This window comes from Streptomyces endophytica, from assembly GCF_026153355.1.
In the GTDB taxonomy this organism is placed as follows: domain Bacteria; phylum Actinomycetota; class Actinomycetes; order Streptomycetales; family Streptomycetaceae; genus Streptomyces; species Streptomyces endophytica.
Genome location: NZ_CP110636.1, coordinates 3,653,429 through 3,677,766, shown reverse-complemented (window position 1 = coordinate 3,677,766; position 24,338 = coordinate 3,653,429). Strand labels below are relative to the sequence as shown.

Sequence of the window (24,338 nt, the reverse complement as noted above, 5' to 3'; positions counted from 1 at the left end):
CGCCTCCGCCGTCACCGCCAACAGGGCGTGTGAACCCCCGCCGAGAGGGTGGGATGTGTCACTCGGTGCAGGTGTGAAGATCGGGGGCATGCCGGACACCAACGGTTCATGAGCACGGACGACGCCTTCGCCGAGGCCTATCGCGCGCACTACTGGGCGGTCAGCCGCTTCGTGGCGCGACGGCTGGACGGGCAGGCACACGAGGTCGAGGAAGTGGTGGCGGAGGTCTTCTCCATAGCCTGGCGACGCCGCACCGAGCTCCCCGAATCCCCGCTGCCCTGGCTCTACGGAGTGGCCCGCAACTGCCTGGCCAATACGGTGCGCGGGCTCGGCCGCTACCGGCGGCTGCTGAACCGACTCGGCAACCACGAGGCGGCGCACCGGCGGCAGACCGTGGAGAGTCCGGACGCCGAGCGGCCCGGCTCCTGGGTGCACGAGGCGCTGGCCCGGCTCTCACCCGCCGACCAGGAGGTGCTGCGGCTGACCGCCTGGGAGGAACTGACCGTCGAGGAACTGGCGGTGACCCTCGGGTGCGGCCACAGCGCGGCGGCCATGCGGCTGCACCGGGCGCGCCGCCGCCTGCGCGCGGAGATCGACCGTACGCGGACGACGGTGTCCGCACGAGCAGGAGACGACGGCAATGGGGGCCGCAATGGGTGACGAACTGGAGCTGCTGCGCGCGGCCGATCCCGTACCGGCTGGCGCGGGCCGCTGGCGGGACCGCCCGCTGGACGCCCGCGCCGAAGCGGGCCTCATCCGCCTGCTGCACCACACGCGGACCCGGCGGGCCGGGCGCCGGCTGATGCTGCGCGCGGAGGCGGCGGTGCTGGCGCTGGTGGCGATGGTCTGCTTCCTGCTGTCCGACGCCGGCAGCAGCCCGGCGGTCGCGGCGCCCGGGCCGCTCGTCCTGCACGCCGACACCCGGCCGGTCCCGCTGGCCGAACTCGCGCGGAGGGCGGAGGCCAGGGCCCGGGCGGCCGCACCCGGGACGGGCCGCACCGGGGCAGCCATGTGCAGAGCTGGTACCTGAGCATGCAGGAGGGCCCGGACGCGGCGCCGCCCGTTACCGTGCCGGAAGAACGCATCACCCGGTGGAACGCGGACGGCAGCGGCTCCGAACTGGTCGTGGCCACCGACCCCCGGCACCCGGGCCGCCCGGTCATCCATGACGACGACGGCCACTGGCGGACCGTCAGCGACGGCAAGGTCCTGCACCGCAGGACTTACCCGGCGGGCTCGGAGGCGCAGCACGGCGGCCTGGCCTCGCGTACGCGGCCGCCTACGGACCCGGCGAAGCTGCGCGCGGAGCTGGGGTGGCTGTACGGCGGAGCGGGCGGCACCCGCACCGTCTCCCCCCTCCTGCAGGCGCTCTCCTCGTTCCGCGGGGAGTGGACCCCGGGGCCGCGCGAAACGGCCGCCGTCGTACGGATGCTGGCGGATGCCGGAGGCCTGCGTCCGGCCGGTTCGGTCACCGACCGGCTGGGGCGCCGCGGTGAGGCGTATGTGCACGACGGCACGGGTCTGCGGCAGATGGTGATCCTCGACCCGCGGACCGGCGAACTACTGGGCCTGGAGGAGACCTTCACGACGGACCAGCCGGACTTCAAGGTGAAGGCGGGACAGGTGATGTCGTACGAGGCGTGGCTGCCGTGACGGGGCTGCCGTGATGGGACGGCCGTGCTCCCGAGTGGCGGGGCGCCGCGGCATGGCCGATCCTTGAGAGGACGCGACGATCCCGTCTCGGCGCGGCGGTGCTGTGTGCCGCCGCGCCGTTTCGCGTGTGGCCTGACCCCGGGCGGTACACCCCGGGTATCCCAGGACATCTCAAGTGACACATGCCACACATCAGCGGACGGTTGCAGCCGATCCCCGCGAGATGGATCACAGACGAAAGTCCCGCACATTGCTCGGCGAAACGGAGTTTCCCCTGCAAGGAGCGGGTATACGACCGCCTGCGCGGTCATCCGTGCACTGTCCGTGATGAACCGTTCTGCCCCTATGGTCGACCTTTGCCCCGCCGCCCGACGGTGGGCCTGCCCGTCGCTGCCATGGCGGGTCATGTCCCGCCACCCGGTGGCGGGCGGTTCCTTGTAGTCGTCCCAGAGAGCGCAGGCGAGCGAACACGTGCCGACGCAGTCTCCCGTCGCACCCGGCCCCCGTCCCCCCATCGGCAAGCGTGCCGATGCCGCCCCCGGTCAGCGACAGGACCGGCACGCGGAACCGCAGCAGTCCTCACCCAAGGTGACCGTCGTCGACCCCACGATGGTCAAACGGGCGGTGTCGGCGGCCGCGCTGGGCAATGCGATGGAGTGGTTCGACTTCGGCGTCTACAGCTACATCGCGGTCACTCTCGGGCACGTCTTCTTCCCCTCCGGGAACCCGACCGCGCAGTTGCTGTCGACGTTCGGCGCGTTCGCGGCGGCATTCCTGGTGCGTCCGATCGGCGGCATGGTCTTCGGGCCGCTCGGTGACCGGATCGGCCGCCAGAAGGTGCTGGCGATCACCATGATCATGATGGCGGTCGGCACTTTCGCCATCGGCCTGATCCCGTCGTACGCCACCATCGGCGTCGGCGCGCCCATCCTGCTGCTCGTCGCCCGCCTGGTGCAGGGCTTCTCCACGGGTGGCGAATACGGCGGCGCCTCGACCTTCATCGCCGAGTACGCGCCCGACAAGAAGCGCGGATTCCTGGGCAGCTGGCTGGAGTTCGGCACGCTGGCCGGATACGTCGGCGGCGCCGGCCTGGTCACGCTGATGACGGCCCTGCTGTCCACCGAGGACCTCAACTCCTGGGGCTGGCGGATCCCCTTCCTGATCGCCGGTCCGATGGGCATCATCGGCCTCTACCTCCGGATGCGGCTCGAAGAGACCCCGGCCTTCGCCCAGTTGGAGAAGGAGGCGCGGTCCAAGGAGAAGGCGCGCCGCGAGGCCGAGAAGCGGATCGGCATCCGCGAGATGGTCTTCGGCCAGTGGCGGTCGATGCTGCTGTGCGTCGGTCTGGTGCTGGTCTTCAACGTCACCGACTACATGCTGCTGTCGTACATGCCGAGCTATCTGACCTCGGAGCTGAAGTACGACGAGACGCACGGTCTGCTGGTCGTGCTCGCGGTGATGGTGCTGATGATGGTGGTCCAGCCGTTCGCGGGCCGGCTCTCCGACCGCTTCGGCCGCCGCCCGGTCATCGCCGCGGGTTGCGCCGGCTTCCTGGTGCTGTCGGTGCCCGCGCTGCTGCTGATCCGCCAGGGGTCGCTGCTCGCCATCGCGCTGGGCATGGCCGCACTGGGGCTGCTGCTGGTCACCTTCACCTCGACCATGCCGGCCACGCTGCCCGCGCTGTTCCCGACCAAGGTGCGCTACGGCTCGCTGTCGATCGGCTTCAACATCTCGGTGTCGCTCTTCGGCGGCACCACGCCGCTGGTGGTCACCGCCCTGATCGGCGCGACCGGCAACACGATGATGCCCGCCTACTACATGATGGCGGCGGCCGTGATCGGCGGCATCGCCGTCTGGCGGATGTCGGAGAGCGCCCGCAAGCCGCTGCCGGCTCCCCGCCGGCCGTCGAGACCGGTGCCGAGGCCCACGAGGTCATCGAAGCGGCCCGCCGCGAGGCCAAGGCGGCCGCGGCGAACTGACCGCGCCGCCTCGCCACCGTGGGCGAACAGGCACGCACGCGAAAGGGCCCGGCCGGAGACCTCCGGCCGGGCCCTTCGCCGCAGCCACCGGGTGCCCCGCCCTGGATCACCCCGTCCGGCCGCGCCCGTAACCTCCGGGACCAGCAGCCCCCGCCGAGGGGCGGGAACCGGCCACCCCCTCCCCACCGTCTGTGTCGACGCTGCCGGCTGCGGAACGCCGAACGCCGGCTGCGAACGCCGGTGCGGCGAGCCGCCTGCCGGGCGAGAGGCCCAGGTCGGGCACGGTGCAGGAAGAGGGCGGGGACGACATGGCGCTGGCGACGATCCGGCCACGGGCGCGACGGGCCGCGGCGGCGCGGGCCGGCGGACGGTGGCGGACGCACCGGCAGGCGCTCCTGGTGGTCCTGATGCTGCTGGCCGTGCAGCTGGTGTCGCTGGCTCGCCCGGCGTACGCCTGTGGTTGCGGGGCGATGGTGCACGACCCGAAGACCACCATGGCCGTGGGCCGGGAGACCTCGGTCGTGCGCTGGGACGGGAAGACCGAGCAGATCGTGATGAGCCTGCAGGTGAACGGCACCGCCCCCGACGCCGCGTGGATCATGCCCGTCCCGCACCGGGCCACCGTGCGACTGGGCGATCCGGCGGTCTTCGACCGCCTCGCCACACTGACCGAACCGGCCGTCGCGCAGCGCCATTACTTCTGGCCGCACGGCGGCGACTGGCCCTTCGGGCACAACGGGACGCCGCGGAGGCCCCGCCACCGTCGGCGGGCGGCCCAGGAGTCGGGGTCGTGGGCCGCGAGCGGCTGGGCCCGTTCGACGTCGCCCGGCTGACCGCCACCGACCCCGGCGCCCTGCGCAACTGGCTGAAAACACACGGTTTCCACCTCCCCGCCCCCCTGGCGAGCGCCCTCCGCCCCTACGTCGCCCAACGCTGGGAGTACGTCGCGATCCGGCTGGCACCCGCCGAACGACAGCGCACGCTCTCCGGCACCCTCGACCCGCTGCGGCTGACCTTCGCCAGCGCCCGGCTCGTCTACCCGATGCGCCTCTCCGCCCTGGCCACGACCCCGCAGTCCCTGGGCCTCTACGTCCTCGCACCGCACCGGATGGAACCGCGCAGCACGATCGGCGGCTCACCCCCCGAGGTCTTCTTCGCGGGCCGCATCCACCCCGAGGGCCCCCTCCGCGCCCTCACCGGCAGCGGCCCCACCTTCCTCACCGCCATCGACCAGAGCTTCCCCCAGCCGCACCGCATCACCGGCGACCACGAACTACGCCGCACCACCCACGACACCCCGTACCGACGCGTCAGATATGAGTACGCACTTCTGAAGGTGGCCGGCGTCCCGGCCTGGCTCATCACCGTCGCCGGAACCCTCCTTCTCCTCCAGACAGCCTCCGCAGCCCTCGCCCTCACGATCGCCGCCCGCAGACGCCGCCGACTGGCGGCCACAGACACCGACGGTTGACGCCCGCCACCGGGCGAGGCGTCCTGGCCACCGCCCCTTACGCCGCCTTGTCGGGCCCGTACGGCACGATGGGGTCATGAGCGTAGTCAAGATCAACGTGCTGACCGTTCCCGCCGAGCAGCGGGAGACCCTGGAGAAGCGCTTCGCCTCCCGCGCGCACGCGGTTGAGGGGTCGGACGGCTTCGAGTGGTTCGAACTCCTCCGCCCCGTCGAAGGAACCGACAGCTACCTGGTGTACACGCGGTGGCGTGACGAGGAGTCATTCCAGGCGTGGATGGAGGGCCCCATGAAGGCGGCCCACCAGGGCGGCGGCGACCGGCCGAAGCCGGCCGCCAGCGGTTCCACCCTGTGGTCGTTCGAGGTGGTACAGCAGGCAGAGCCGAAGACCGCCTAGCCTCGGTTGGTGAAGTGATGCGCCCCGGCCGGCCCGTCGAGAGGTCGGTCGGGGCGCATCCGTGTGTATCGCCCCGCTCCGGAGCGTTTCGTCAGGCCTCGGCCACCGGCACCGTCAGGCCTCCATCTCGGTGACGAGTTCGGCGAAACCCAGCGCGCGCAGGACGCTGCCGGCCGCGTCGACGACTCGCGCGCTTCCGACGATCGGCGCGATGGCCACACAGACGGCCTTCGCGTCTTCGACGGTCAGGCCGGCCTCTTTCGCCACGGTGAGGTTGGTCAGGTACGACGCGGGCGCGGCATCCATCGCGATCAGCGCAGCCAGCCGTACGAGGTGGTAGGTACGCTCGTCGAGGCCGGAATTGGGCAGCGTCTCTATGGTCATCCGGGCAAGCTGCTCGAAGACCGGGTGGTCACCATGTGCCAGGGCGCCCAGGGCTTGTTCAGGAGCTTCTGCAGTCATGATCGGCGGCTTTCGTGTGTTCTGAATTCCACACGGTCCGCGAGGCCAAGCCGGGCAGGAGAGAGCGTTAACGCAGGCGGTGTCCACCTCCATGGGATTCCTTCGCGGGCTTGACGTCAAATGCACCGGCCGGGCCGATGAGGAAGACCGCCCACGTCTGCGAGGAAGGCCGCCCGGCGTCGACGGGCGATGATCGGGTTCGGCCCTGGCCCAAGGCCCGAGGACCCGAGGACCCGACGGACCGCCGCGCGCGGATCAATTCCGTTGCGGCCGGGCCCGCCCCCGCCGCGACAATGGCGCCATGAGCGACGCCGCCCTCCTCCGCACTCCCTGGACCATCGCCGCCGAGCCGGTCGATTCGCCGGACGCGCGGGCGCTGCTGCGGGAGTACTACACAGAGGTGGCGGACCGGTACTTCACGCTGCACGAGGGCCGTCTCTCGACACCGCGGGAGATCGACGAGGGGGTGGCGGAGTACCCCGTGGCCGATCTCGTGCCGCCGCGCGGTGTGCTGTTGGTGGCCCGTCGCGGTGGTGAGACGGCGGGCTGCGCCGGTGTACGGCTGCTGGACGCGCGTACGGCCGAGCTCAAGCAGATGTTCGTCCGGCCCGTCGCGCGCGGCCTCGGTGGCGGTGGCGGGTTGCTGATGGCCGCCGAGGCGACCGCGGCCCGGCTGGGCGCCGAGCGGATCCGGCTGGACACCCGCCTGGACCTGACGGAGGCCATCGCGCTCTACCGCCGGCACGGTTTCGTCGAGATCGCTCCGTACCACGACGACATCTACGCGGAGATCTTCTTCGAGAAGCGCCTCGGCGGCGGGGACGACGGGACGGGGACGAGGAGAGCGACGACGGCACTGGCGACGGCGAGGGCGCTCCGGCCGTGGGGCGGTCCACGTAGCGGTTCACCGCGCGAGGTCCGGGGGCCGTGGGGGCCGCGGTGGACCGGGAGGGCCGGCCGGGCGCGATACCGGCTGCCGGGCGGAGCCGACGTGCGGCTCCTCCGCGTCCGAGCCGCACAGCTCCGTCGTCAACTCCCGTACGAGCTCGGTGAGATCGGTGGGCCGGTCCTTGGTCCACCAGTCCCCCAGCATCTCGGCCAGCGACTCCTGACGGGCCGCCGACAGCCGCTCCGTGACCTCCCGCCCCCGGTCGGTCAGCAGCATCAACAGGCCCTCCCGGGTGGCCAGTCCGCGCTCCTCGACCTGGCGGACGCTCTCGGCGAGCACACCGAGCGGAACGGTGCTGCGTTCGGCGAGCAGACCCGGTTCGACCGATCCGTAGCGGTGGATCCGCAGCAGCAGCCAGCTGGCGGCCGGTTTGAGGTCGAGGCCGGCCCGCTCGGTGATCTTCTCGTAGATGCGCTTGCGCCCCTCCATGCTGCCGAGTTTGGACAGCGCACGGGTGCACTCGTCGCGGGACGACCGCTCCACGGGGTTGGACGACAGCACCTCGCTGGTGTCGGGGGCGGTCACGCTGCTGCGCAGCGGCTCCTCCTTGAGGAACCAGGCCAGCACGAACGCCACGAAGACCACCGGCACCGCGTAGAGGAAGACGTCGGTGATCGAGTCCGCGTAGGCGTGCAGCACGCCGGCCGCCTGCCGGGCCGGCAGCCGGGCGACGGTCCGCGGGTCCTGGGCGACCTTCGCCGGGTCGACACCGGGCGGCAGTTGCTGCCCGGCCAGGGCGGCCGCGATCCGCGGTCCGAGCTTGTTGGCGAAGACCGTGCCGAAGAGGGAGACGCCGAACGAGCCGCCGATGGAGCGGAAGAACGTGGCACCGGAGGTGGCGACGCCGAGGTCCTGGTAGGGGACGGCGTTCTGCACGATGAGCACCAGCACCTGCATGACCAGACCGAGCCCGAAGCCGAAGACGAAGAAGTAGGCGCTCATCTCCGCGACGCTGCTGGACGGGTCGAGCCGGTGCAGGAGCAGCAGTCCGAACATCACCACGGCGGTGCCGGCGATCGGGAAGACCTTGTAGTGGCCGGTGCGGCTGACGATCTGGCCGGACCCGGTGGACGAGAGCAGCATGCCGAACACCATCGGCAGCATGTGCACACCGGACAGCGTCGGCGACACCCCCTGGACGACCTGCAGGAACGTCGGCAGGTACGTCATCGATCCGAACATCGCGAAGCCGATGACGAAGCCGATGACGGCGGTGAGCGAGAAGGTGCGCAGCCGGAACAGGCGCAGCGGGATGACGGGTTCGGCGGCCCGGCGCTCGATGAGGACGAAGGCCACCAGGAGGACGGCGCCCAGCACGCCGAAGCCGGTGATCTGCCACGAGCCCCACGGATAGCTGACGCCGCCGAGTGAGGTCATCAGGACGAAGCAGGTGGCGACCCCCGCGATGGTCACGGTGCCCAGGTAGTCGATCCGGTGCGGGGTGCGGTGGCGCGGGATGTGCAGGACGGCGGCGATCACGGCGAGCGCGACGATGCCGATGGGCAGGTTGATGTAGAACACCCAGCGCCAGCTGAGGTGGTCCACGAACAGCCCGCCGAGCAGCGGCCCGAGGACGCTCGTACCGCCGAAGACCGCGCCGAACAGCCCTTGGTACTTGCCGCGTTCGCGGGGCGGCACGATGTCGCCGACGATCGCCATCGACAGCACGATCAGCCCGCCGCCACCCAGGCCCTGGAGGGCCCGGAACCCGATCAGCTCGCCCATGTTCTGCGCGATGCCGCACAGCACCGAGCCGATCAGGAAGATCACGATGGCGGTCTGGAACAGCTTCTTGCGTCCGTATTGGTCACCGAGCTTGCCCCAGAGGGGCGTCGCGGCCGTGGAGGCCAGCAGATAGGCGGTGACCACCCAGGAGAGGTGGTCCAGGCCGCCGAGCTCGCTGACGATCGTGGGCAGCGCGGTGGCGACGATGGTCTGGTCGAGCGCCGCGAGGAGCAGGCCGAGGAGCAGCGCGCCGATGGCGACGAGAACCGTCCGCTGCGACCGGCGCTCACCCGGGACGGCAGGGGCGCTGGTGTCCGGCGCCATGTGCGTCTCCTTCGTTGCGGGTACGGCGGGTGGGTCGGGGGGGGTGGCAGGTAGCGGGGGCCGGCGGGTTCGGGTGCCCGCGTTCCGGGCTTTCAGACGTCCTCCGGGACGTCGTGCGTCGCGTTCCATGGTGGGCGGTTCCAGCCGATATGGCCCGCCGAGCGGTGATCGGCGCCCCTCGTCGGACGGCGGACACCTGGGGTATGCCGGGCGGATGTCCGCGAGCACCTGCGCGGGCCGGGCAGGCTCTGGATAATCGCTGCCTGTTCGGGCCTCCAGGGAGGAGCGCACTCGTGACGGCATTACGGACCTGCCCGCACTGCTTGGCCCCCGTACGGAGCAACGGCCGGCCCACGTGCCTGTGTGCGGCGGCCGATGCGGACGACTTCGATCCGCTGCGGGTACGGCCGTACGTGTCACTGCCGGAGGAGACCCCGCCCGACGGGACACCGCCCGACGGGACACGGACCGCCTACGGGGCGGGGGCCCACGACGCGCCGGGGACCGGCTCCGGGCCGGCGGCCGACCCCGGGAGGGCGGCCGCCTACGGGGCGGGCCCGCCGGCCGGGTGGCCGGCGGACCCGCTGGAGGACTTACCCGGGGTGGACGCCGCCGTCCACGTGGCGAACGACCCGCCGCCCACCCCGGCACCCGCCTCCGAGCCCTTGGTGCCCCGGGCGCGCCGTCCGGCCGGACCGACCTCGCGGACGTATCGCTCGACCCCCGAGGAGCCGCTCTCCGGCCCCTCCCCCGCCGTCCCCACCACCCCCGCGGCCGCATCCCCAGCCGGTCCCCCGCCGCCCGCTCGCCCGGCCCACCGCCGGCGCGCACTGCCCGCCGCACTGGTCGCGGCCGGCGCGGCAGTGGCCGCCACCGCGGTCCTGATCAGCACCGATGCGCTGTCGGGCAGCAGGCAGGACCGCGCCGCCCCACCCGACCGCGGCACCGTCTCCCCCACCGCCGCCTTCCCCACCGGCGGGGACCCGTCGCCCACCCGGCACGCCACCCCCGCTCCCCCGCCGCCGGACCGCTCGCCCTCCCCGGCCGCCACCGGCATCGGCACCCCGAGGGCCACCGTGCGGCTCTCCCGTACGGCCGCGCCGCCCCCGCCCGCGCCCACCAGGGCCTCCGGCAGCGTCACCGACTCCCCCGGTGGCGAGGACCCGAGCTCCGCTCCCACCGGGCCGATCGTGCTGCGGGAGGGTTCCAGCGGCCCGGAGGTGACCGAGCTCCAGGGGCGGCTGCGCCAGCTGTCGCTCTATCCGGGCGCCGAGGACGGCCGGTACGACGCGGACGTACGGGACGCCGTCTCGCGCTATCAGCGGACCTACGGCGTCACGGGCGACCCGGACGGTGTCTACGGCCCGCGGACCCGGCAGTCACTGGAGGCCCGCACCCAGGAGCCGTAGCGAGCCGAGCGGCCGGCCGGTCCGCGCCGACCCACCCCCGGTTGTCGCATCGCCTCCCGATTTTGTATCGTGAAAAAACAAAGTGGTTCCGCCCGCACTCCCTGACCGGCGGGCGGAGCCGCTTGTCCTCCCTGCGCTCGTACGGTTCCGCGCCGCCCGAGCACCCGTAGCGCTCAGGAGCCCCCGCCGATGACGGCAACCACCACGCTCACCGCCCGCGCCCTGCTGCTCGACATGGACAGCACGCTCGTGAACTCCGAGGCCGTCGTGGAGCGCTGCTGGCGCCGCTGGGCGGCCGAGCAGGGGCTGGGTGCCGACGAGGTGCTCGCGGTCGTGCACGGCCGCCAGGGATGGGCCACGATGGCCGCGCTGCTCCCGGGCCGCCCGATGGAACGCAACCTGGCGGACAACCGCCGGATGCTGGAGCAGGAGACGGCCGACGTGGACGGCGTGGTGCCGGTCCCCGGCGCACCCGCCTTCCTGGCCGCCCTCGCGGACCTGCCGCACGCCCTGGTGACCTCCGCGGACGTCCCGCTCTCGGACGCGCGGATGGCGGCGGCCGGGCTGCCGATGCCCGCGGTACGGATCACGGCGGAGAACGTGAGCGCCAGCAAGCCCGATCCGGAAGGCTTCCTCAAGGGCGCCGCCGAACTGGGCTTCGCCCCTGAGGACTGCCTGGTCTTCGAGGACTCCGAGGCGGGCATAGAGGCGGGCCGCGCGGCCGGCATGCGGGTGATCGGCGTCGGCGACCGCGCCGCGGCGTACGCCCCCACCGCCCACGTCCGTGACCTCACCCAGCTCCGTGTCGAGGCCCTGCCGGACGGCGGGATCGCGGTCCACGTCGAGGGCTGAGGAACCAGCTCCACACGGAGCCGGGCCTGCCGGGGCCCGCGGCCTCGGGCCCGGGGACCGAGGCCGCCTTCAGCGGGACCTGAGCCGCGCCGGGCCCGGACGCCTCAGCCCGCCAGCGCCTCGTACAGGCTGAACGCCGCCAGCAGGGCCATGACGCACGCGGCGATCTTCGTGATGAGCTTGAGCGGGACGTGCTTCATGAGCGTGCGCCCGCCGAGGATGCCGAGCCCGGCCACGGCCCACAGACCCAGCACCGCGCCCACGCCGACCGACAGCGGGTCGTCGTAACGGGCCGCCAGGTTGGCGGTCATGATCTGGGTGAGATCGCCGAACTCGGCCACCAGGATCATCGTGAAGCCCGCCCCGGAGACCTTCCAGAAGCTCTGGTCGGCGGGCTTGGCCACGTCTTCCTCTTCGTCGTCCTTCTTGAAGAGCAGCACCGCCGCGCCCACCAGGAAGAGCACCCCGACCACGCCCTGAACGACGCGGTGCGGGAGCAGGGTGAGCACGCTGCCCGCCGCGATCGCGAGCGCGACGTGCACCAGGAAGGCGGCGGCGACCCCGGCGAAGACGTACGAGGCGCGGTAACGGGTGCCGAGCATCAGCCCGGCGAGGGCGGTCTTGTCGGGCAGTTCGGCGAGGAAGATGACGCCGAAGACGACGGCGGCAACGGTCAGGCTGAACACGGGGTGGGATACCTCGATCGGTTGGGCCGCACCAAAAGGGGCCCGGGAAAGGGGTCGCTTCGGCACGGCAGCGTCGGACACTGCGGCCGAAGGTCTCGCTGGCGCGTTGCGTACCGCCCCGCGGTATCCCATCGCGCTCCGGGCGCCGGCCCACCACGAGGGCGGGCAGTATGTCGACGGTCCGGCGGAGAGCTACTCCCCTTCTGCTGTCCTCAAGGGTACGCGGTGCAGCAGCCCGCGCGCGACCAGCTCCAGCACCACCGCACAGGCCGCCGCCTGCACCGCCAACAGGGCGACGAGCACGAACAGCTGCACCGCGCCTGCCTGTACGGGCGAGGCACCGCCCAGCAGCATGCCGACGAACGCCCCGGGAGTGTGACCAGTCCCACGGTCCGGGTCTGGTCGAGCCCCGGCAGCAGCGCGTCCGACGCGGCCGGGCGGGCGACCTCCATCCGCGCGTCACGGTCCAGCAGCCCCAGCGCGAGCCCCGCCTCGAACTCGCCGCGCCGGGTCTCCAGCTCGTCCAGCGCCCGCCGCCCGCCCAATACGGTCGCGGTCAGCGCGCCGCCGATGAGGATGCCGGTGACGGGGATGAGGCTGAGCCCCCGCGGCGGCACCAGACCGGTCGCCAGCAGCAGGCCGACGACCGGGACCACCCCGGTGGCGATCGGCACGGCGGCCCACCACCAGGTGTGGTTCTGGGTGATCCGCCGGCCCGCGGTCCGTACCGCCACCGCAAACATCAGCACCAGGAAACACAGCAGCCACGGAAGTGCGCGCACCACCCAGCCGATGAGGTAGGAGACCGCGGCGAGTTGCGCGGCCGCCCGCAGCCCGGCGACCGCGATGGCCCGGCCGTGGCCGAGGTGCGCCAGCGCGGCGACGGCCACGGCGGCGACCAGGAGGACGGCGAGAACGACCCCGAGGGTGGCGTTGACCGGCAGCAGCACGCGCTCACTGTAGGACGGACGACGGCGCACGCCGGCACCTCAGCCGACGCCGACACCTCAGTGGGCCAACCGGAGTGCTGTCATACGGGCCCGCCGGAGGGCCGTCGTGCGCGCCAACCGGAGTGCTGCCACGCACTTATGGCGGCCCGTCAGCTCTTGATCTGTCGTGAGCATGTCGTCACCCTGTTACCTGGTGCCCACCCCATGGCAACCCCTCATCACCACCATGGGCCCGCACCGCCCGTCAACTTCCCCCACACTCCAAGGGAGTTCCGATGGCAAAGACCGTGTCGAAGGTCTACGCGCGTCGAGTTTCCATCGCCGCGGGTTCGGCCGCGGCGCTGTTCGGCACGCTGGTGCTGAGCGGACAGTCCGCCCAGGCCGCGCCGCCCAGCCCGCCGAGCGCGGCCACCGCCCGTACGTACCTCGCCCAGATCAAGCAGCAGCCCGAGGGGCCGCAGGACGGCTACAGCCGCGCCAAGTTCCCGCACTGGATCGACCAGGGGAAGAACTGCAACACCCGTGAGGTGGTGCTCAAGCGCGACGGCAAGAACGTGCAGCAGGACGGCGGCTGTGCGGCCGTGAGCGGCACCTGGGTCTCGCCCTACGACGGCGCGACCTGGACCAAGGCGTCCGACGTCGACATCGACCACGTCGTCCCGCTGTCGGAGGCCTGGAAGTCGGGCGCCGCGAAGTGGACCACGGCACGCCGCCAGGCGCTCGCCAACGACCTGACGCACTCCCAGCTGATCGCCGTCACCGACAACGTCAACCAGGAGAAGGGCGACAAGGACCCGGCGAAGTGGCTGCCGCCGAAGGCCTCGTACCGCTGCCAGTACGCCCGGATGTGGGTCTGGGTGAAGCACGAGTACGGCATGACCGCGGACTCCGCGGAGAAGGCCGCCCTGAAGAAGATCCTGGACGGCTGCTGACCGACCGCTGAGGCGCGTTGCGCGGGCGCCTCGCCCCCGCCCGCCGACCGGACACCACCGGTCGGCGGGCGCTTTCGGTGGACGAGCACTTCCGGAGGGCACTTCGGGCAAGCACGTCCGGCGGGCGCTTCCCGCGGACGTTTCCGGCGAACCCGGTCGACTTGCCCGTACTGCCGGCCCCTGCCGCGGACTGCTGGCTTCCGGTTGTCCGCCACCAACCTCCGGATCCGGTGTGATTCTTCGCGCACCCGGGTGCCCGGCGGCGCGCCGGGCGGTGATGATGGTGCGCACCTCGTCGCCCGCACTCTCGGGCGCCCGCGCCCGCGCGCCGGCCGTCCGCCGCCCCAGGGAGGGCCCCTCTTGGCCGCCGAACACATCGCCGACCACCGCCCCGGCCCCGTCGCCGCCCTCGCCGTCGTCGGTGCGGGACCGCGCGGGACGAGCGTGCTGGAGCGGATCTGCGCCTCGGCCGCCGAACTGGCCCCGGGCGCCCGGCTGACCGTTCACGTCGTCGACCCGGCCCCGCCCGGCGCCGGCCAGGTATGGCGCACCGCCCAGCCGCCCGAGCTCCTGATGAACACCGTCGCGTCCCAGGTCACGCTCTTCACCGACGACAGCGTCGAGTGCGCCGGCCCGATACGCACCGGTCCGAGCCTGTACGCCTGGGAGGGGTGCGAGATCGGACCGGACGACTATCCGGGGCGCGCGCTGTACGGGCGCTATCTGGAGTGGGTCTTCCGCCATACGGTGCGGACCGCCCCGGAGGAGGTGACGGTCGACGTCCACCGGGCCCGCGCGGTACGGCTGACCGAGGCTCCCGACGGATCGCAGTCGCTCACCCTGGACGACGGCCGGACCCTGCACGGCCTGGGCGCGGTGGTCCTCGCCCAGGGCCATCTGCCCACCCGCCCCGGGCCCGAGGAGCAGCGGCTGGCCGTGTACGCCGCCGGACACGGCCTGCGCTATCTGCCGCCCGCCAACCCGGCCGACCTCTCCGCCGAACTGGAGGCGCTGGCCCCCGGTCGCCCGGTGGTCCTGCGCGGCCTCGGCCTCAACTTCTTCGACCACATGGCGCTGCTGACGACGGCCCGCGGCGGCCGATTCGTCCCCGGCGCGGACGGCCGGCTGAGGTACCTGCCGTCCGGCCGCGAGCCGCGACTGTACGCAGGATCCCGGCGCGGCATCCCGTACCACGCGCGCGGTGACAACGCGAAGGGCGCGCACGGCCGTCACCTGCCGCTGCTCCTGACGCCGGACGTGATCGCCGCCTTCCGCAAGCGCGCGGACTCCGGTGAGCTGCCCGACTTCATGACGGAGGTCTGGCCCCTGGTGGCGAAGGAAGTGGAGACCGTCTACTACGAGGCGCTGCTGGCCCGACGCGAGGTGACGGTCCCCGGGGCCACGCGTCCCGGCGACTCCCACGGTTCCGGCGGCCCCGCCCCCTCCCGGAAGCGTCCCGAGGGCGCCGCGCCCTCCCGGTACCGCTTCCGCGAGCGCTTCCTCGGGACCGCGCACCGCAGCGCCGAAGAGGCCGCCGTATTGGACGCGTTCGGCATCGCGCCGGCCGACCGCTGGGACTGGCACCGGATTTCCCGGCCGAACGCGGAGCACGGTTTCGCCGGCCGCGCCGCCTTCCGTGAGTGGCTGCTGGTCCATCTGCGGGAGGACATCGCACACGCCCGGCAGAACAACGTGTCCGGCCCCGTCAAGGCGGCCCTCGACGTCCTGCGTGATCTGCGCAACGAGCTGCGGCAGATCGTCGACCACGGCGGACTGGCCGGCGCCTCCCGGCGCGATCACCTGGACCGCTGGTACACCCCGCTCAACGCCTTCCTGTCCATCGGGCCGCCGCGCCGCCGGATAGCGGAGATGGTGGCGCTCATCGAGGCGGGCGTCCTGGAGGTGGTCGGCCCCAGGATGGCGGTCCGGACGGGCTCCGCCGACGGGCGCGGGCCCGGTTTCACGGCCGCCTCCCCGGACGTCCCCGGGTCGGAGGTGACGGCGACGGCGCTGATCGAGGCCCGGCTGCCGGAGCCCGACCTGCGGCGCACCGGGGACGCGCTGCTGTCCCGGCTGCTGACCGACGGCGGCTGCCGGCCGCACACCGTGGACGGCTACGAGACCGGCGGCCTGGACGTGACGCCGAGCCCGTACCACCTCGTCGGGGCGGACGGGCGGCCGCATCCGCGGCGGTTCGCGGTCGGGGTGCCGACGGAGGGCGTGCACTGGGTGACCGCCGCGGGGGCCCGCCCGGGGGTGGGTTCGGTGACGCTGGCCGATACGGACGCGGTGGCCCGGGCGGCGCTTCGGTCCGCGCTGACCGGCCCGGAGACGGTTGGGTCGGACCGAAGGTCACGTTTGACCAAAGGTTGAACTTGCAAGTACTGGTTAGGTGCCCCTAACCTATGCTCCACGGTTCCCATCGTCCCCAGAAACCGTAGGAGCTCCCCACATGTCCGCACCGCTGAACTCGTTCACGCAGAGATCGACGCCGCACGTGCTCGCGCTCTTTCCGCGTCGTCGTCGGCCTGCTCTTCGCCTGCCACGGCGCCTCCTCGCTCTTCGGCGTCCTGGGTGGCGCGATGGGCCAGGGCGGCACCGTCCCCACCGGCGCCTGGCCCGGGTGGTACGCCGCCGTGATCCAGCTGGCCGGCGGCCTCCTGGTGCTGCTCGGCCTGGGCACCCGCGCCGCGGCACTGATCAGCTCCGGTTCGATGGCGTACGCGTACTTCTCCGTCCACCAGGGCAGCGCGCTGTGGCCGATCCAGAACGGCGGTGAGGCGTCGGCGATGTTCTGCTGGGCCTTCCTGCTGATCTTCTTCACCGGCCCCGGTGCCTGGGCGCTCGACCGCGTCTTCTTCGGCGACCGCGACCAGGAGCCCCCCGGCCGCCCAGGGGGAGCCCTCCGCCGCCTGACGCCCACTGGGCAACTGCGCCTGCTTCACGGCCCGTACGGCACTTCGCCGTACGGGCCGTGGCGTATCCGCACCCCGTGGACGGGGGCCGGACATCCCGGCCGAAACGGCCAGGCGTACGCTGTATGGCCGTAAAGCCGCCCCTGCCGCACCGAGCGACGTCGCGGCGGGGTTCGGACCGGGAGAAGGACTTGATGGAAAGCCTGGGGTCCCTCAGTGGCACCCCTTGGTTGTACGTGATCGTCAGCCTTTCGATCCTGCTCGATGTGTTCGTCCCGATCCTGCCCAGTGGCGTCCTGGTGATCGCCGCGGCCACTACGGCCGCCGGCACCACGGCCGCGGGCACCACCACCGGCGACGCGGTCGCGATGGCGTCCTCCGTCCACGGAGGCACCCACCTCGCCCAGGTCATCTCCCTGGTGGTCTGCGCGGCCACCGCGTCGGTACTGGGCGACATGGTCGCCTACCGGCTCGCCTGGCGCGGCGGCGACCGCTTCGACCGGGCCATCGGCCGCTCCCGCCGCCTCACCGCCGCGCAGGAACGCCTCGGCGCCGCGCTGACCCGCGGCGGTGGGGGCCTCGTCGTGCTGGCCCGCTTCGCCCCGGCCGGACGGTCCGTGGTCAGCCTCGGTGCCGGCGTCGCGCACCGTACGGTCCGTGAGTTCCTGCCCTGGTCCGCGCTGGCCGGCCTGGCCTGGGCGGCGTACAGCGTGAGCCTCGGCTACTTCGGCGGCCACTGGCTCGGCACGTCCTGGATGAGCACCGCACTCTCGGTCGTCGCCCTCTTCGCCGCCGGTTCGGCCGCCGCCTATCTGGTGCGCCGCCCGGAACGCCGCACCGCCCACTGAGACGGAGGCGGGGCGGCAGCAGGGCGGAAACCGGGGCGTGAGGCGGGGGCATGAGGCGGGGCGTGAGCCGGGCGCCGGGACCGGCCGGTCGAGGGCCCGCCCGCACCGGCGGAAATCTCCTGGCACGCTGTCAGACCCTGCTGCGACGATGAAGGACATGAGCAGCAGCCCCCGCGCCGACGATGCACCCGGACCGTCCATCGCGGCGAGCCCCTCCACCGCGGCCCGGTCCGTCTGGCGCGCCCGCCCGGAAGCCGCCGCGGACATACCGGCCGTCCGCCGGATCAACCTCACGGCCTTCGAGACGGCCGCGGAGGCGGATCTCGTCGACGCCCTGCGCCGTGACCGGTCGGCCTGGCTGCCCGGACTGTCGTACGTCGCCGACGCACCGGACGGCACCCCGGCCGCCCACGCCCTGCTGACCCGCTGCCATGTCGACGACGTGCCCGCCGTCGCGCTCGCCCCCTGCGCGGTGCTGCCGGCGCACCAGAAGTCCGGTGCGGGCAGTGCCGTGATCCGGGCGCTCCTCGACGCGGCCCGCGCGGCCGGCGAGCGCACCGCCCTCGTGCTCGGCCATCCGCCGTATTACCCACGCTTCGGCTTCGCACCGGCCGCGAGCCGGTTCGGCATCCTTCCCCCGCATCCCTGGCCGGACGAGGCCTTCCTCGCGCTCTCCCTCGACGGCTCCCCACCCCCGCGCGGCACGGTCCGCTACGCCACCCCCTTCGGCATCGACTGACCGAGGCAGCACCCCTACGGAAGAGAGCGACGCCATGACGGAGGAGAAGAGCGACACCCATAACGGAGTAGAGTCAAGCGTCACAGCCCGCCCACCGCCCAGCCGCGCATGCGGCGACGCCACCACCACAGTCGCCCACCGCGGGCGGGGCAGGCACCGCCCGTCGGCGCCCCGGGCCGGGTCCGAACCACACACGCGAGGCACATTTCGGTGAACCAACCTCCGGTCGTCCATTGGACCGAGGCCGACCAGCCCCGTTCCGCCCGTTGGCGCTCCGAGAACGGCTCCCCGCCACCCCGCCGTATCGTCATCGCCGACGACCGGACGCGGGCCAACGACGCCTACAAACTCGCCTGTGAGGGCACCGCCCTGTTGTGGCGCGGCGACTTCCACAACGCCCGCCAGCTGCTGACGGCGATGGCGCACCGCATCGACCGCCGCCCCCGCAAACCGCTGCCCGCCGATCCCACCCAGGCATTCCATGTGCACCGCGCCGCGCAGAACCACCGCGCCCGCATCCTGGGCATGCTGCTGATCCCCCTCGACGCGTCGTACGACGTCCCGCTCCACCGCGCCCCCGACGTCCGCGAGGCCTGCACCCGGGCCTACGGGGCCCCAGCCCATGAGCCTTCTCTCCTCTCCCTCCGCGAACTCCTCGCCCTGATCGGCGCCAACGAATGGCGCAGGAAGGGTGTGGAGATCCCGGCGCTCGGCGGCGACCGGATCCATCCCCACTACGGCGTCTTCTCCCCCGCCCGCGGCGAGTACGTCGACCTGGTCGCCGAGGCCTCCCTCCCCTCCCAGGACCTGGCGTTCGACATCGGCACCGGCACCGGCGTACTGGCCTCGGTCCTCGCCCGCCGCGGCGTGCGCCGGATCGTGGCCACGGACCAGGACCCCCGCGCACTGGCCTGCGCCCGCGAGAACACCGAACGGCTGGGCGTGGCCGACCGGGTGGAGGTGACCGAGGCGGACCTGTTCCCGTCCGGCCGCGCCCCACTGATCGTCTGCAACCCCCCATGGGTGCCCGCGAAACCGACGTCTCCCGTGGAGCACGCGGTCTACGACCCCGGCAACCGCATGCTGCACGGCTTCCTCAACGGCCTCGCCGCCCACCTCACCGAGACCGGCGAAGGCTGGCTGATCCTCTCCGACCTGGCGGAACACCTCGGTCTACGCCCGCGCGCCGAACTCCTCGACACCATCGCCCAGGCGGGCCTCACGTCCTCGGCCGCCTCGACATCGCCCCACGGCACCCCCGCGCCCGCGACACCTCGGACCCGCTCCACGTGGCCCGCATGGCCGAAGTGACCTCCCTCTGGCGCCTCGGCCTCGCCGACCACCCCACACCCGCGGGCACGCCCTGACCCGCAGCGCTCCGGAGCGGGGGCGCGCAGCGCTCCGGAGCAGGGGCGGCACGCTCGTCGAACCCGCGAACCTCGATGAGCCTCGCAGCCTCGTGACCCTCACGAGCCTCGTGGCCCTCACGAGCCTCGTGGCCCTCGTGCACCTCGTTGCACGTTCGTCGCCGCCCCTGCCGCTCCCCTACGGCTGCCGCAACCCCGCACACGCATTGCGCACATAACGCCGCCAGTCGCCCGCATCGTTACGGATCACCGCCGCCAGCCCGCACACGATCATCACCACATCGCCGACCTCGGCATCCGCGCGCACCGTGCCCTCTTCCTTCCCCCGGGCGAGCAACTGGCCGGCGACCGCCTCGGCCTGCGCCCGCCCCTCCCCCGTCGGCTCGGTGGATCCGAACGACGCCTCGATGGACGCGGACAGCCCACGTTCCGCGTCGAGCACCTCCCCGATGTGCTCGACGAAGGCGGTCAACCCCTCCACCGCCGTCGCACCCGCCAGACAGCGACTGCGCCCGAACTCCACGATCTCGGCGTGCCGTTGCTCCCCCACGGCAGCGATCAGCGCGGCCCGACTGGGGAAATGCCGGTAGACCGTGCCGATGCCCACCCCCGCCGCCCGCGCGACCTCCGGCATCTGCGCCTCGTCACCGCGCGCACGGAACACCTCCCGCGCGGCCTCCAGAACACGGGCGCGGTTGCGTTCGGCATCGACCCGCGGCCTGCGCTGAGGCGCCGAAGTGCCTGAAGAGGAGCGAGAGGAACGGGAGGAATGGGCGGAGTGGGAGGACGACTGGGGCGCGGGGGCGACGGGGGCGTCGGAGGCAACGGGGCCACCCACCACCTGACCCCCGGCATGTGCGTCCTGCTGCCGCACGGCGTACCGCACGCGCTGCGCAACGCCTCCCAGCCACCCGCCCGCTGCCTGCAGATCTCCTCGCCGGGCGGTTGGGACGCGTTCATGGAGGACATGTTCGAGGCCGGGCCGGTCACCATGAAGGACGGCCACCCCGACCTCGACCGCCTCAATGCCATCGGCGCGCAATACGGCATGGAGTACCAGACCCCAAACCAGAACGGGCGGCAGCACCGGACCTGATACCGGACGGCGACCGGCCACCAGACCTGACGGGCCACGCCCAGTGGGGCGCTGCCCCCGCCCCACCCTCCCCTCAGGCACCATGGGCGCACCATGGACCTCCAGCACCTCCTCGCCCGCGCCCGTCGGCTCGCCGGTTCCGCGCGCCCCACCGAGCGCCGACTGCTCGGCATTACCGGCCCACCCGGTGCCGGTAAGTCCACTCTCGCCGCCCACGTGGTCGCCGGGCTGGCCGGCCAGGCCGCGCTGGTCCCGATGGACGGCTTCCACCTCGCCGAGGCGGAGTTGCGCCGCCTCGGCCGTACGGACCGCAAGGGCGCACCGGACACCTTCGACCCGGCTGGATACGCGGCGCTGCTCAGCCGCCTGCGCTCCCCCGAGCCGGACACCGCCGTCTACGCCCCCGCCTTCGACCGCCGCATCGAGGAACCGGTCGCGGGCAGCATCCCCGTAGCGCCCCACCTCCCCCTCATCGTCACCGAGGGCAACTACCTCCTGCTCGACTCGGGCCCCTGGTCACGGGTGCGCACCCTGCTCGACGAGGTCTGGTACGTGGAACTGGACACCCAGGAACGGGTCCGTCGGCTGATCGACCGTCACGAGCGCTTCGGCCGCCCACGCGCCGACGCGGAACGCTTCGTCCACGCCTCGGACGAGGCCAACGCCCGCGTCGTGGCGGCGACCCGACACCGCGCCGACCTGGTCATCACCTTCACCCCGACGAAGCCCCACCCCACAGGCCGACTGACGCCGCCGTCCAGCAGGCCGAGCACCGACAGCGCGCCCCACCCCACGGACACCGCCACCGCCTTCCGCCTCCGGCCCCGGTCAGGCAGCGTCATGCCGAGCAGCACGGCGTCCCCGAGGTCCGCCGCGATCCGGACATACGCAGCGGTACGCAGCGCCGGGCCCTCGGGCGCCAGCGCCAGGGCCAGCCCACTCGCCGCATCCCGCCAGGCCAGCGGACGCAACGAGATCCGGGTCGCCGACGCGACCCTCCCCTCGTCGTCGACCAGCCCCGAAGGCCGAGCCAACAGATCAGGGACCACCGACACCGCCACCCCATAAACGGCGGTAGCCACCCCCACCCCCCGCAACAGCCTCACCCTCACCAGCCCACTCCTTCCTGCCCGCCTGCCCTTCCTGCCACAAGCCCCTTCAACCCCACGCAACTCCCTTCAGCCTCCTTCAAGTCCCTCCACCCCAGCCCCTCCACACCCCTCCTCCCCTCCTCTCCACACCCCTTCCCAAACGACATCACCGATGTCATCATGACATCATGAGTGTCATTGAGGGGGGTCGGCGCGACGCCGACGACGCCGGACGGGCGACACCCACCGAAGAATTGCTGTACGGCGTCATCCGCCGCCTGTGGCCACTGCACCGCACGGTCGTCCGCGCAGTGGAGCGCGAGCTCACAGGCACGGGCCTGACCGCCGGCGAACACGCCTTGCTGGATGCGCTGCGCACCGAAGGTCCGCGCACGGTGCCGCAGTTGGCGCGCACCATGGGGCTCGACAGACAGCCGGTCCAGCGCTGGGTGAACCACGCCGCGGAGCTGGGCCTGGTCGTCACGGCCCCCAACCCCGCGCACCGCCGCTCGTCCCTGATCGAGCTCACCACCGAAGGCGCGGAAGTGATACGCGGCATCCAGGACTTCGAGGCCACGGAATTGCGGCAGCGCCTGGCCGACCTGCCCGCCGCAGACGTACGCACCGCACTGCACGTACTCGACCGCATCGGCGAGGAATTCCGGCACCTGGCATCCGGCTCATCCACCTCCGCAACGGAATCCACCGCTCAAGGCACCCCAGAACGTCATCAAAGTCCCGGCATACCCAAGACGGGTGATATCAAGGAGGATCCGGACACCCCGAGCGCCCGCCCCACCAGGCAACAGCCCGGCCGTAAGCGCTCCCCCGGGCGATGACAACAACCTTCACACCACCACCCGCACCACCGCGCTCCCCACCGCCGCAGCCCCGCCACCCCTCCCCGTAAAGGACGGTCGTGACATGACCCAGACCCTCACCGACTGGTCCGAGATCGACAACGGGATCGTGCCGATCGAGGACGGCGAGCTGTTCTACGAGACGGCCGGCGCGGGCCCCGCCGTGGTACTGCTGCACGGCGGCATGCTCGACCAGCACATGTGGGACGAGCAGTTCAGCTGGCTGGTGAACTCCGGCCTGCGCGCGATCCGCTACGACTTCCGGGGCCACGGCCTGTCGTCCACGGTCACCGGGGACTACGCCAACCATGACGACCTGATCACCCTGCTCGACGCCCTCGACGTCCCCCGCGCCGTACTCGTCGGCCTCTCCCACGGTTCACGGGTCGCGCTGGACACCGCCATAGCCCACCCCGACCGGGTCGCGGCCCTCGCACTCGCCTCCCCGGGGATCAGCGGCCGCGCCTTCACCGACCCCTTCGTCCTGGAGCACATCAAGGAGCAGGTGGCCGCGATCGACGCACCGGACGGCGCGGAGCGCTATGTCGAGCACTTCCTCCGGATGTGGGTGGACGGCCCCCATCGGCACCCCTCCGCCGTCCACCCGGGGTTCCGCGAGCGGATGCGCGCCTCGGCCGAGGCCAACGTCATCGCCCATGCCGACGGCGCAGGCGCCGGCATCCCCCTGGAGGTCGGGGCCGCCGATCGCCTGGGCGAGATCCAGGCCCCCACGATCGTGCTCGACGGCGACCTGGACAGCACCGACATCTCCGCCAACGCCCACGCCATAGCGCTGGCCGTCCCCGGCACCCGAAGAATCCGCATACCGGCAGCCGGCCACATGGTGAACCTGGAGAACACCCCGCTCTTTGACCGGGAACTCCACGCCTTCCTCTCGACGTTGGACTACTCCCGCTTGGGCTACTAGCCGCGCAAGCCCCCAGAGACAGAGCCCCCAAGCACCCCCGGGGCCCTCCCACACCGACGCCTCACTACGTCGCCGACCCGGCCGCCGCCCCCGTCACCAGATCCGGCCCCCAACGCTTCAGCGCCCCCGCCAGGTCGAGCGGACGCAGCCGGTCCGCCTCGTCCGGCCCCGGCCAGTCCTCCCGCGGCACCCGCCACATCACCTCGAACTCAGTGCCGTCCGGGTCCTTGCCGTACAGCGACTTGGAAACGAGATGATCACTGGCGCCGACCAGCGCACCCCTCTCCACCAGCCGCGCCTCAGCCGCAGCGAGCTCCCCGAGCGTGCCGACCTCCCACGCCAGGTGATACAGCCCCACCCGCCCCGCCTCCGGCCCCGGCGCGCTCTCCCCCACCGCGAACAACCCCAAGTCATGATCATTGAGCGACCCGGGAGCACTCAGAAACGCCATCCTCCCCGGCACCTCAACATCCACCGCAAGCCCCAGCGCCTCGGTGTAAAAAGCCACCGACCTCGCCACATCCCGCACATACAACACCGCATGATTAAGCCGCCGCACGGCCATGGACCCCTCCTCCACTCTCCCCGCAACAGCACCCACGCACCACGCCCGGATGCCACCACACACCCACTACTCGCGGCCCATCCAGGTCCCGAGCCACTTACTTGAGACTTCAAGCTTCTCTCACCCGACAATACCCCCCACCC

Annotated in this window: 19 protein-coding genes and 7 pseudogenes; 19 read left to right on the top strand and 7 right to left on the bottom strand. The window is 72.5% G+C overall.

Annotated features, from left to right (window positions below):
- Positions 1-108: 108 nt before the first annotated feature.
- The 6 genes and pseudogenes from OJ254_RS16425 (at position 109) to OJ254_RS16400 (ending at position 5,497) form a co-directional block, all read left to right on the top strand.
- Complete coding sequence (locus tag OJ254_RS16425) at positions 109-660, top strand: RNA polymerase sigma factor (RefSeq protein ID WP_265362918.1); 552 nt, start codon at positions 109-111, stop codon at positions 658-660.
- Positions 661-711: 51 nt separating this feature from the next.
- Complete coding sequence (locus OJ254_RS16420) at positions 712-1,653, top strand: CU044_5270 family protein (protein ID WP_341483779.1); 942 nt, start codon at positions 712-714, stop codon at positions 1,651-1,653.
- Between the two features lie 588 nt (positions 1,654-2,241).
- Positions 2,242-3,632: pseudogene (proP, locus tag OJ254_RS16415) on the top strand (glycine betaine/L-proline transporter ProP).
- A gap of 308 nt (positions 3,633-3,940) precedes the next feature.
- Positions 3,941-4,465, top strand: a complete 525-nt coding sequence (locus OJ254_RS31055; RefSeq protein ID WP_341483778.1) for a DUF2330 domain-containing protein — start codon at positions 3,941-3,943, stop codon at positions 4,463-4,465.
- Positions 4,423-5,103, top strand: coding sequence for a DUF2330 domain-containing protein (locus tag OJ254_RS16405; protein WP_423835909.1), 681 nt, complete (start codon positions 4,423-4,425; stop codon positions 5,101-5,103). Before OJ254_RS31055 ends, OJ254_RS16405 begins: the two co-directional genes overlap by 43 nt.
- A gap of 76 nt (positions 5,104-5,179) precedes the next feature.
- Positions 5,180-5,497 (top strand): antibiotic biosynthesis monooxygenase family protein, encoded by a 318-nt coding sequence (locus OJ254_RS16400; protein WP_265362917.1) that lies wholly within the window; start codon positions 5,180-5,182, stop codon positions 5,495-5,497.
- A gap of 114 nt (positions 5,498-5,611) precedes the next feature.
- Here OJ254_RS16400 and OJ254_RS16395 read toward each other — a convergent pair whose 3' ends face one another.
- The gene (locus OJ254_RS16395) at positions 5,612-5,959 is read right to left on the bottom strand and encodes a carboxymuconolactone decarboxylase family protein (RefSeq protein WP_265362916.1); all 348 of its coding nucleotides are present in this window, start codon (positions 5,957-5,959) and stop codon (positions 5,612-5,614) included.
- Between the two features lie 301 nt (positions 5,960-6,260).
- Here OJ254_RS16395 and OJ254_RS16390 point away from each other — a divergent pair.
- Positions 6,261-6,704: pseudogene (locus tag OJ254_RS16390) on the top strand (GNAT family N-acetyltransferase); the annotation flags it as partial.
- Between the two features lie 159 nt (positions 6,705-6,863).
- On the opposite strand, the gene OJ254_RS16385 reads toward OJ254_RS16390, so the two are convergent.
- Complete coding sequence (locus tag OJ254_RS16385; protein WP_265362915.1) at positions 6,864-8,957, bottom strand: MFS transporter; 2,094 nt, start codon at positions 8,955-8,957, stop codon at positions 6,864-6,866.
- 293 nt (positions 8,958-9,250) lie between these two features.
- On the opposite strand from OJ254_RS16385, the gene OJ254_RS16380 reads away from it, so the two are divergent.
- Together OJ254_RS16380 and OJ254_RS16375 are read left to right on the top strand one after the other, a co-directional pair.
- Entirely contained in the window at positions 9,251-10,366 is a 1,116-nt protein-coding gene (locus tag OJ254_RS16380; protein WP_265362914.1) for a peptidoglycan-binding domain-containing protein, read from the top strand.
- 189 nt (positions 10,367-10,555) lie between these two features.
- A complete protein-coding gene (locus OJ254_RS16375) occupies positions 10,556-11,218 on the top strand; it encodes an HAD-IA family hydrolase (protein ID WP_265362913.1) in 663 nt (220 codons plus the stop codon).
- Between the two features lie 104 nt (positions 11,219-11,322).
- On the opposite strand, the gene OJ254_RS16370 is transcribed toward OJ254_RS16375, so the two are convergent.
- Both OJ254_RS16370 and OJ254_RS16365 read right to left on the bottom strand, forming a co-directional pair.
- A complete protein-coding gene (locus OJ254_RS16370; protein WP_265362912.1) occupies positions 11,323-11,904 on the bottom strand; it encodes a TMEM165/GDT1 family protein in 582 nt (193 codons plus the stop codon).
- A gap of 192 nt (positions 11,905-12,096) precedes the next feature.
- Positions 12,097-12,854 (bottom strand): annotated as a pseudogene (locus OJ254_RS16365) (ABC transporter permease).
- Between the two features lie 287 nt (positions 12,855-13,141).
- Here OJ254_RS16365 and OJ254_RS16360 point away from each other — a divergent pair.
- From OJ254_RS16360 to OJ254_RS16335, 6 genes and pseudogenes are all read left to right on the top strand, one after another.
- Positions 13,142-13,786, top strand: coding sequence for an HNH endonuclease family protein (locus OJ254_RS16360; RefSeq protein ID WP_265365186.1), 645 nt, complete (start codon positions 13,142-13,144; stop codon positions 13,784-13,786).
- 360 nt (positions 13,787-14,146) lie between these two features.
- Positions 14,147-16,159, top strand: a complete 2,013-nt coding sequence (locus OJ254_RS16355) for an FAD/NAD(P)-binding protein (RefSeq protein ID WP_265362911.1) — start codon at positions 14,147-14,149, stop codon at positions 16,157-16,159.
- Between the two features lie 79 nt (positions 16,160-16,238).
- Positions 16,239-16,668, top strand: a pseudogene (locus tag OJ254_RS16350) (DoxX family protein); the annotation flags it as partial.
- A 227-nt stretch (positions 16,669-16,895) separates the two neighbouring features.
- Positions 16,896-17,549, top strand: coding sequence for a DedA family protein (locus OJ254_RS16345; protein ID WP_265362910.1), 654 nt, complete (start codon positions 16,896-16,898; stop codon positions 17,547-17,549).
- A gap of 157 nt (positions 17,550-17,706) precedes the next feature.
- Positions 17,707-18,288: a GNAT family N-acetyltransferase gene (locus OJ254_RS16340; RefSeq protein ID WP_265362909.1), complete on the top strand. Its 582-nt coding sequence runs from the start codon at positions 17,707-17,709 to the stop codon at positions 18,286-18,288.
- 210 nt (positions 18,289-18,498) lie between these two features.
- A pseudogene (locus OJ254_RS16335) lies at positions 18,499-19,655 on the top strand (methyltransferase).
- A 178-nt stretch (positions 19,656-19,833) separates the two neighbouring features.
- On the opposite strand, the gene OJ254_RS16330 reads toward OJ254_RS16335, so the two are convergent.
- Positions 19,834-20,493, bottom strand: coding sequence for a TetR/AcrR family transcriptional regulator (locus tag OJ254_RS16330; RefSeq protein WP_265362908.1), 660 nt, complete (start codon positions 20,491-20,493; stop codon positions 19,834-19,836).
- Between OJ254_RS16330 and OJ254_RS16325 the strand changes: the two genes are divergently transcribed.
- Both OJ254_RS16325 and OJ254_RS16320 read left to right on the top strand, forming a co-directional pair.
- Positions 20,434-20,751: a cupin domain-containing protein gene (locus tag OJ254_RS16325; RefSeq protein ID WP_265362906.1), complete on the top strand. Its 318-nt coding sequence runs from the start codon at positions 20,434-20,436 to the stop codon at positions 20,749-20,751. The two genes, OJ254_RS16330 and OJ254_RS16325, sit on opposite strands and share 60 nt — an antisense overlap.
- Before the next feature lie 93 nt (positions 20,752-20,844).
- Positions 20,845-21,492, top strand: a pseudogene (locus OJ254_RS16320) (nucleoside/nucleotide kinase family protein); the annotation flags it as partial.
- A gap of 20 nt (positions 21,493-21,512) precedes the next feature.
- Here OJ254_RS16320 and OJ254_RS16315 read toward each other — a convergent pair.
- Positions 21,513-21,863: pseudogene (locus OJ254_RS16315) on the bottom strand (hypothetical protein); the annotation flags it as partial.
- Positions 21,864-22,030: 167 nt separating this feature from the next.
- On the opposite strand from OJ254_RS16315, the gene OJ254_RS16310 reads away from it, so the two are divergent.
- Together OJ254_RS16310 and OJ254_RS16305 are read left to right on the top strand one after the other, a co-directional pair.
- Positions 22,031-22,681, top strand: coding sequence for a MarR family winged helix-turn-helix transcriptional regulator (locus OJ254_RS16310; protein WP_265362904.1), 651 nt, complete (start codon positions 22,031-22,033; stop codon positions 22,679-22,681).
- Positions 22,682-22,766: 85 nt separating this feature from the next.
- Complete coding sequence (locus OJ254_RS16305) at positions 22,767-23,630, top strand: alpha/beta fold hydrolase (RefSeq protein WP_265362903.1); 864 nt, start codon at positions 22,767-22,769, stop codon at positions 23,628-23,630.
- 64 nt (positions 23,631-23,694) lie between these two features.
- On the opposite strand, the gene OJ254_RS16300 is transcribed toward OJ254_RS16305, so the two are convergent.
- Complete coding sequence (locus OJ254_RS16300) at positions 23,695-24,195, bottom strand: VOC family protein (RefSeq protein WP_265362902.1); 501 nt, start codon at positions 24,193-24,195, stop codon at positions 23,695-23,697.
- Positions 24,196-24,338 lie beyond the last annotated feature (143 nt).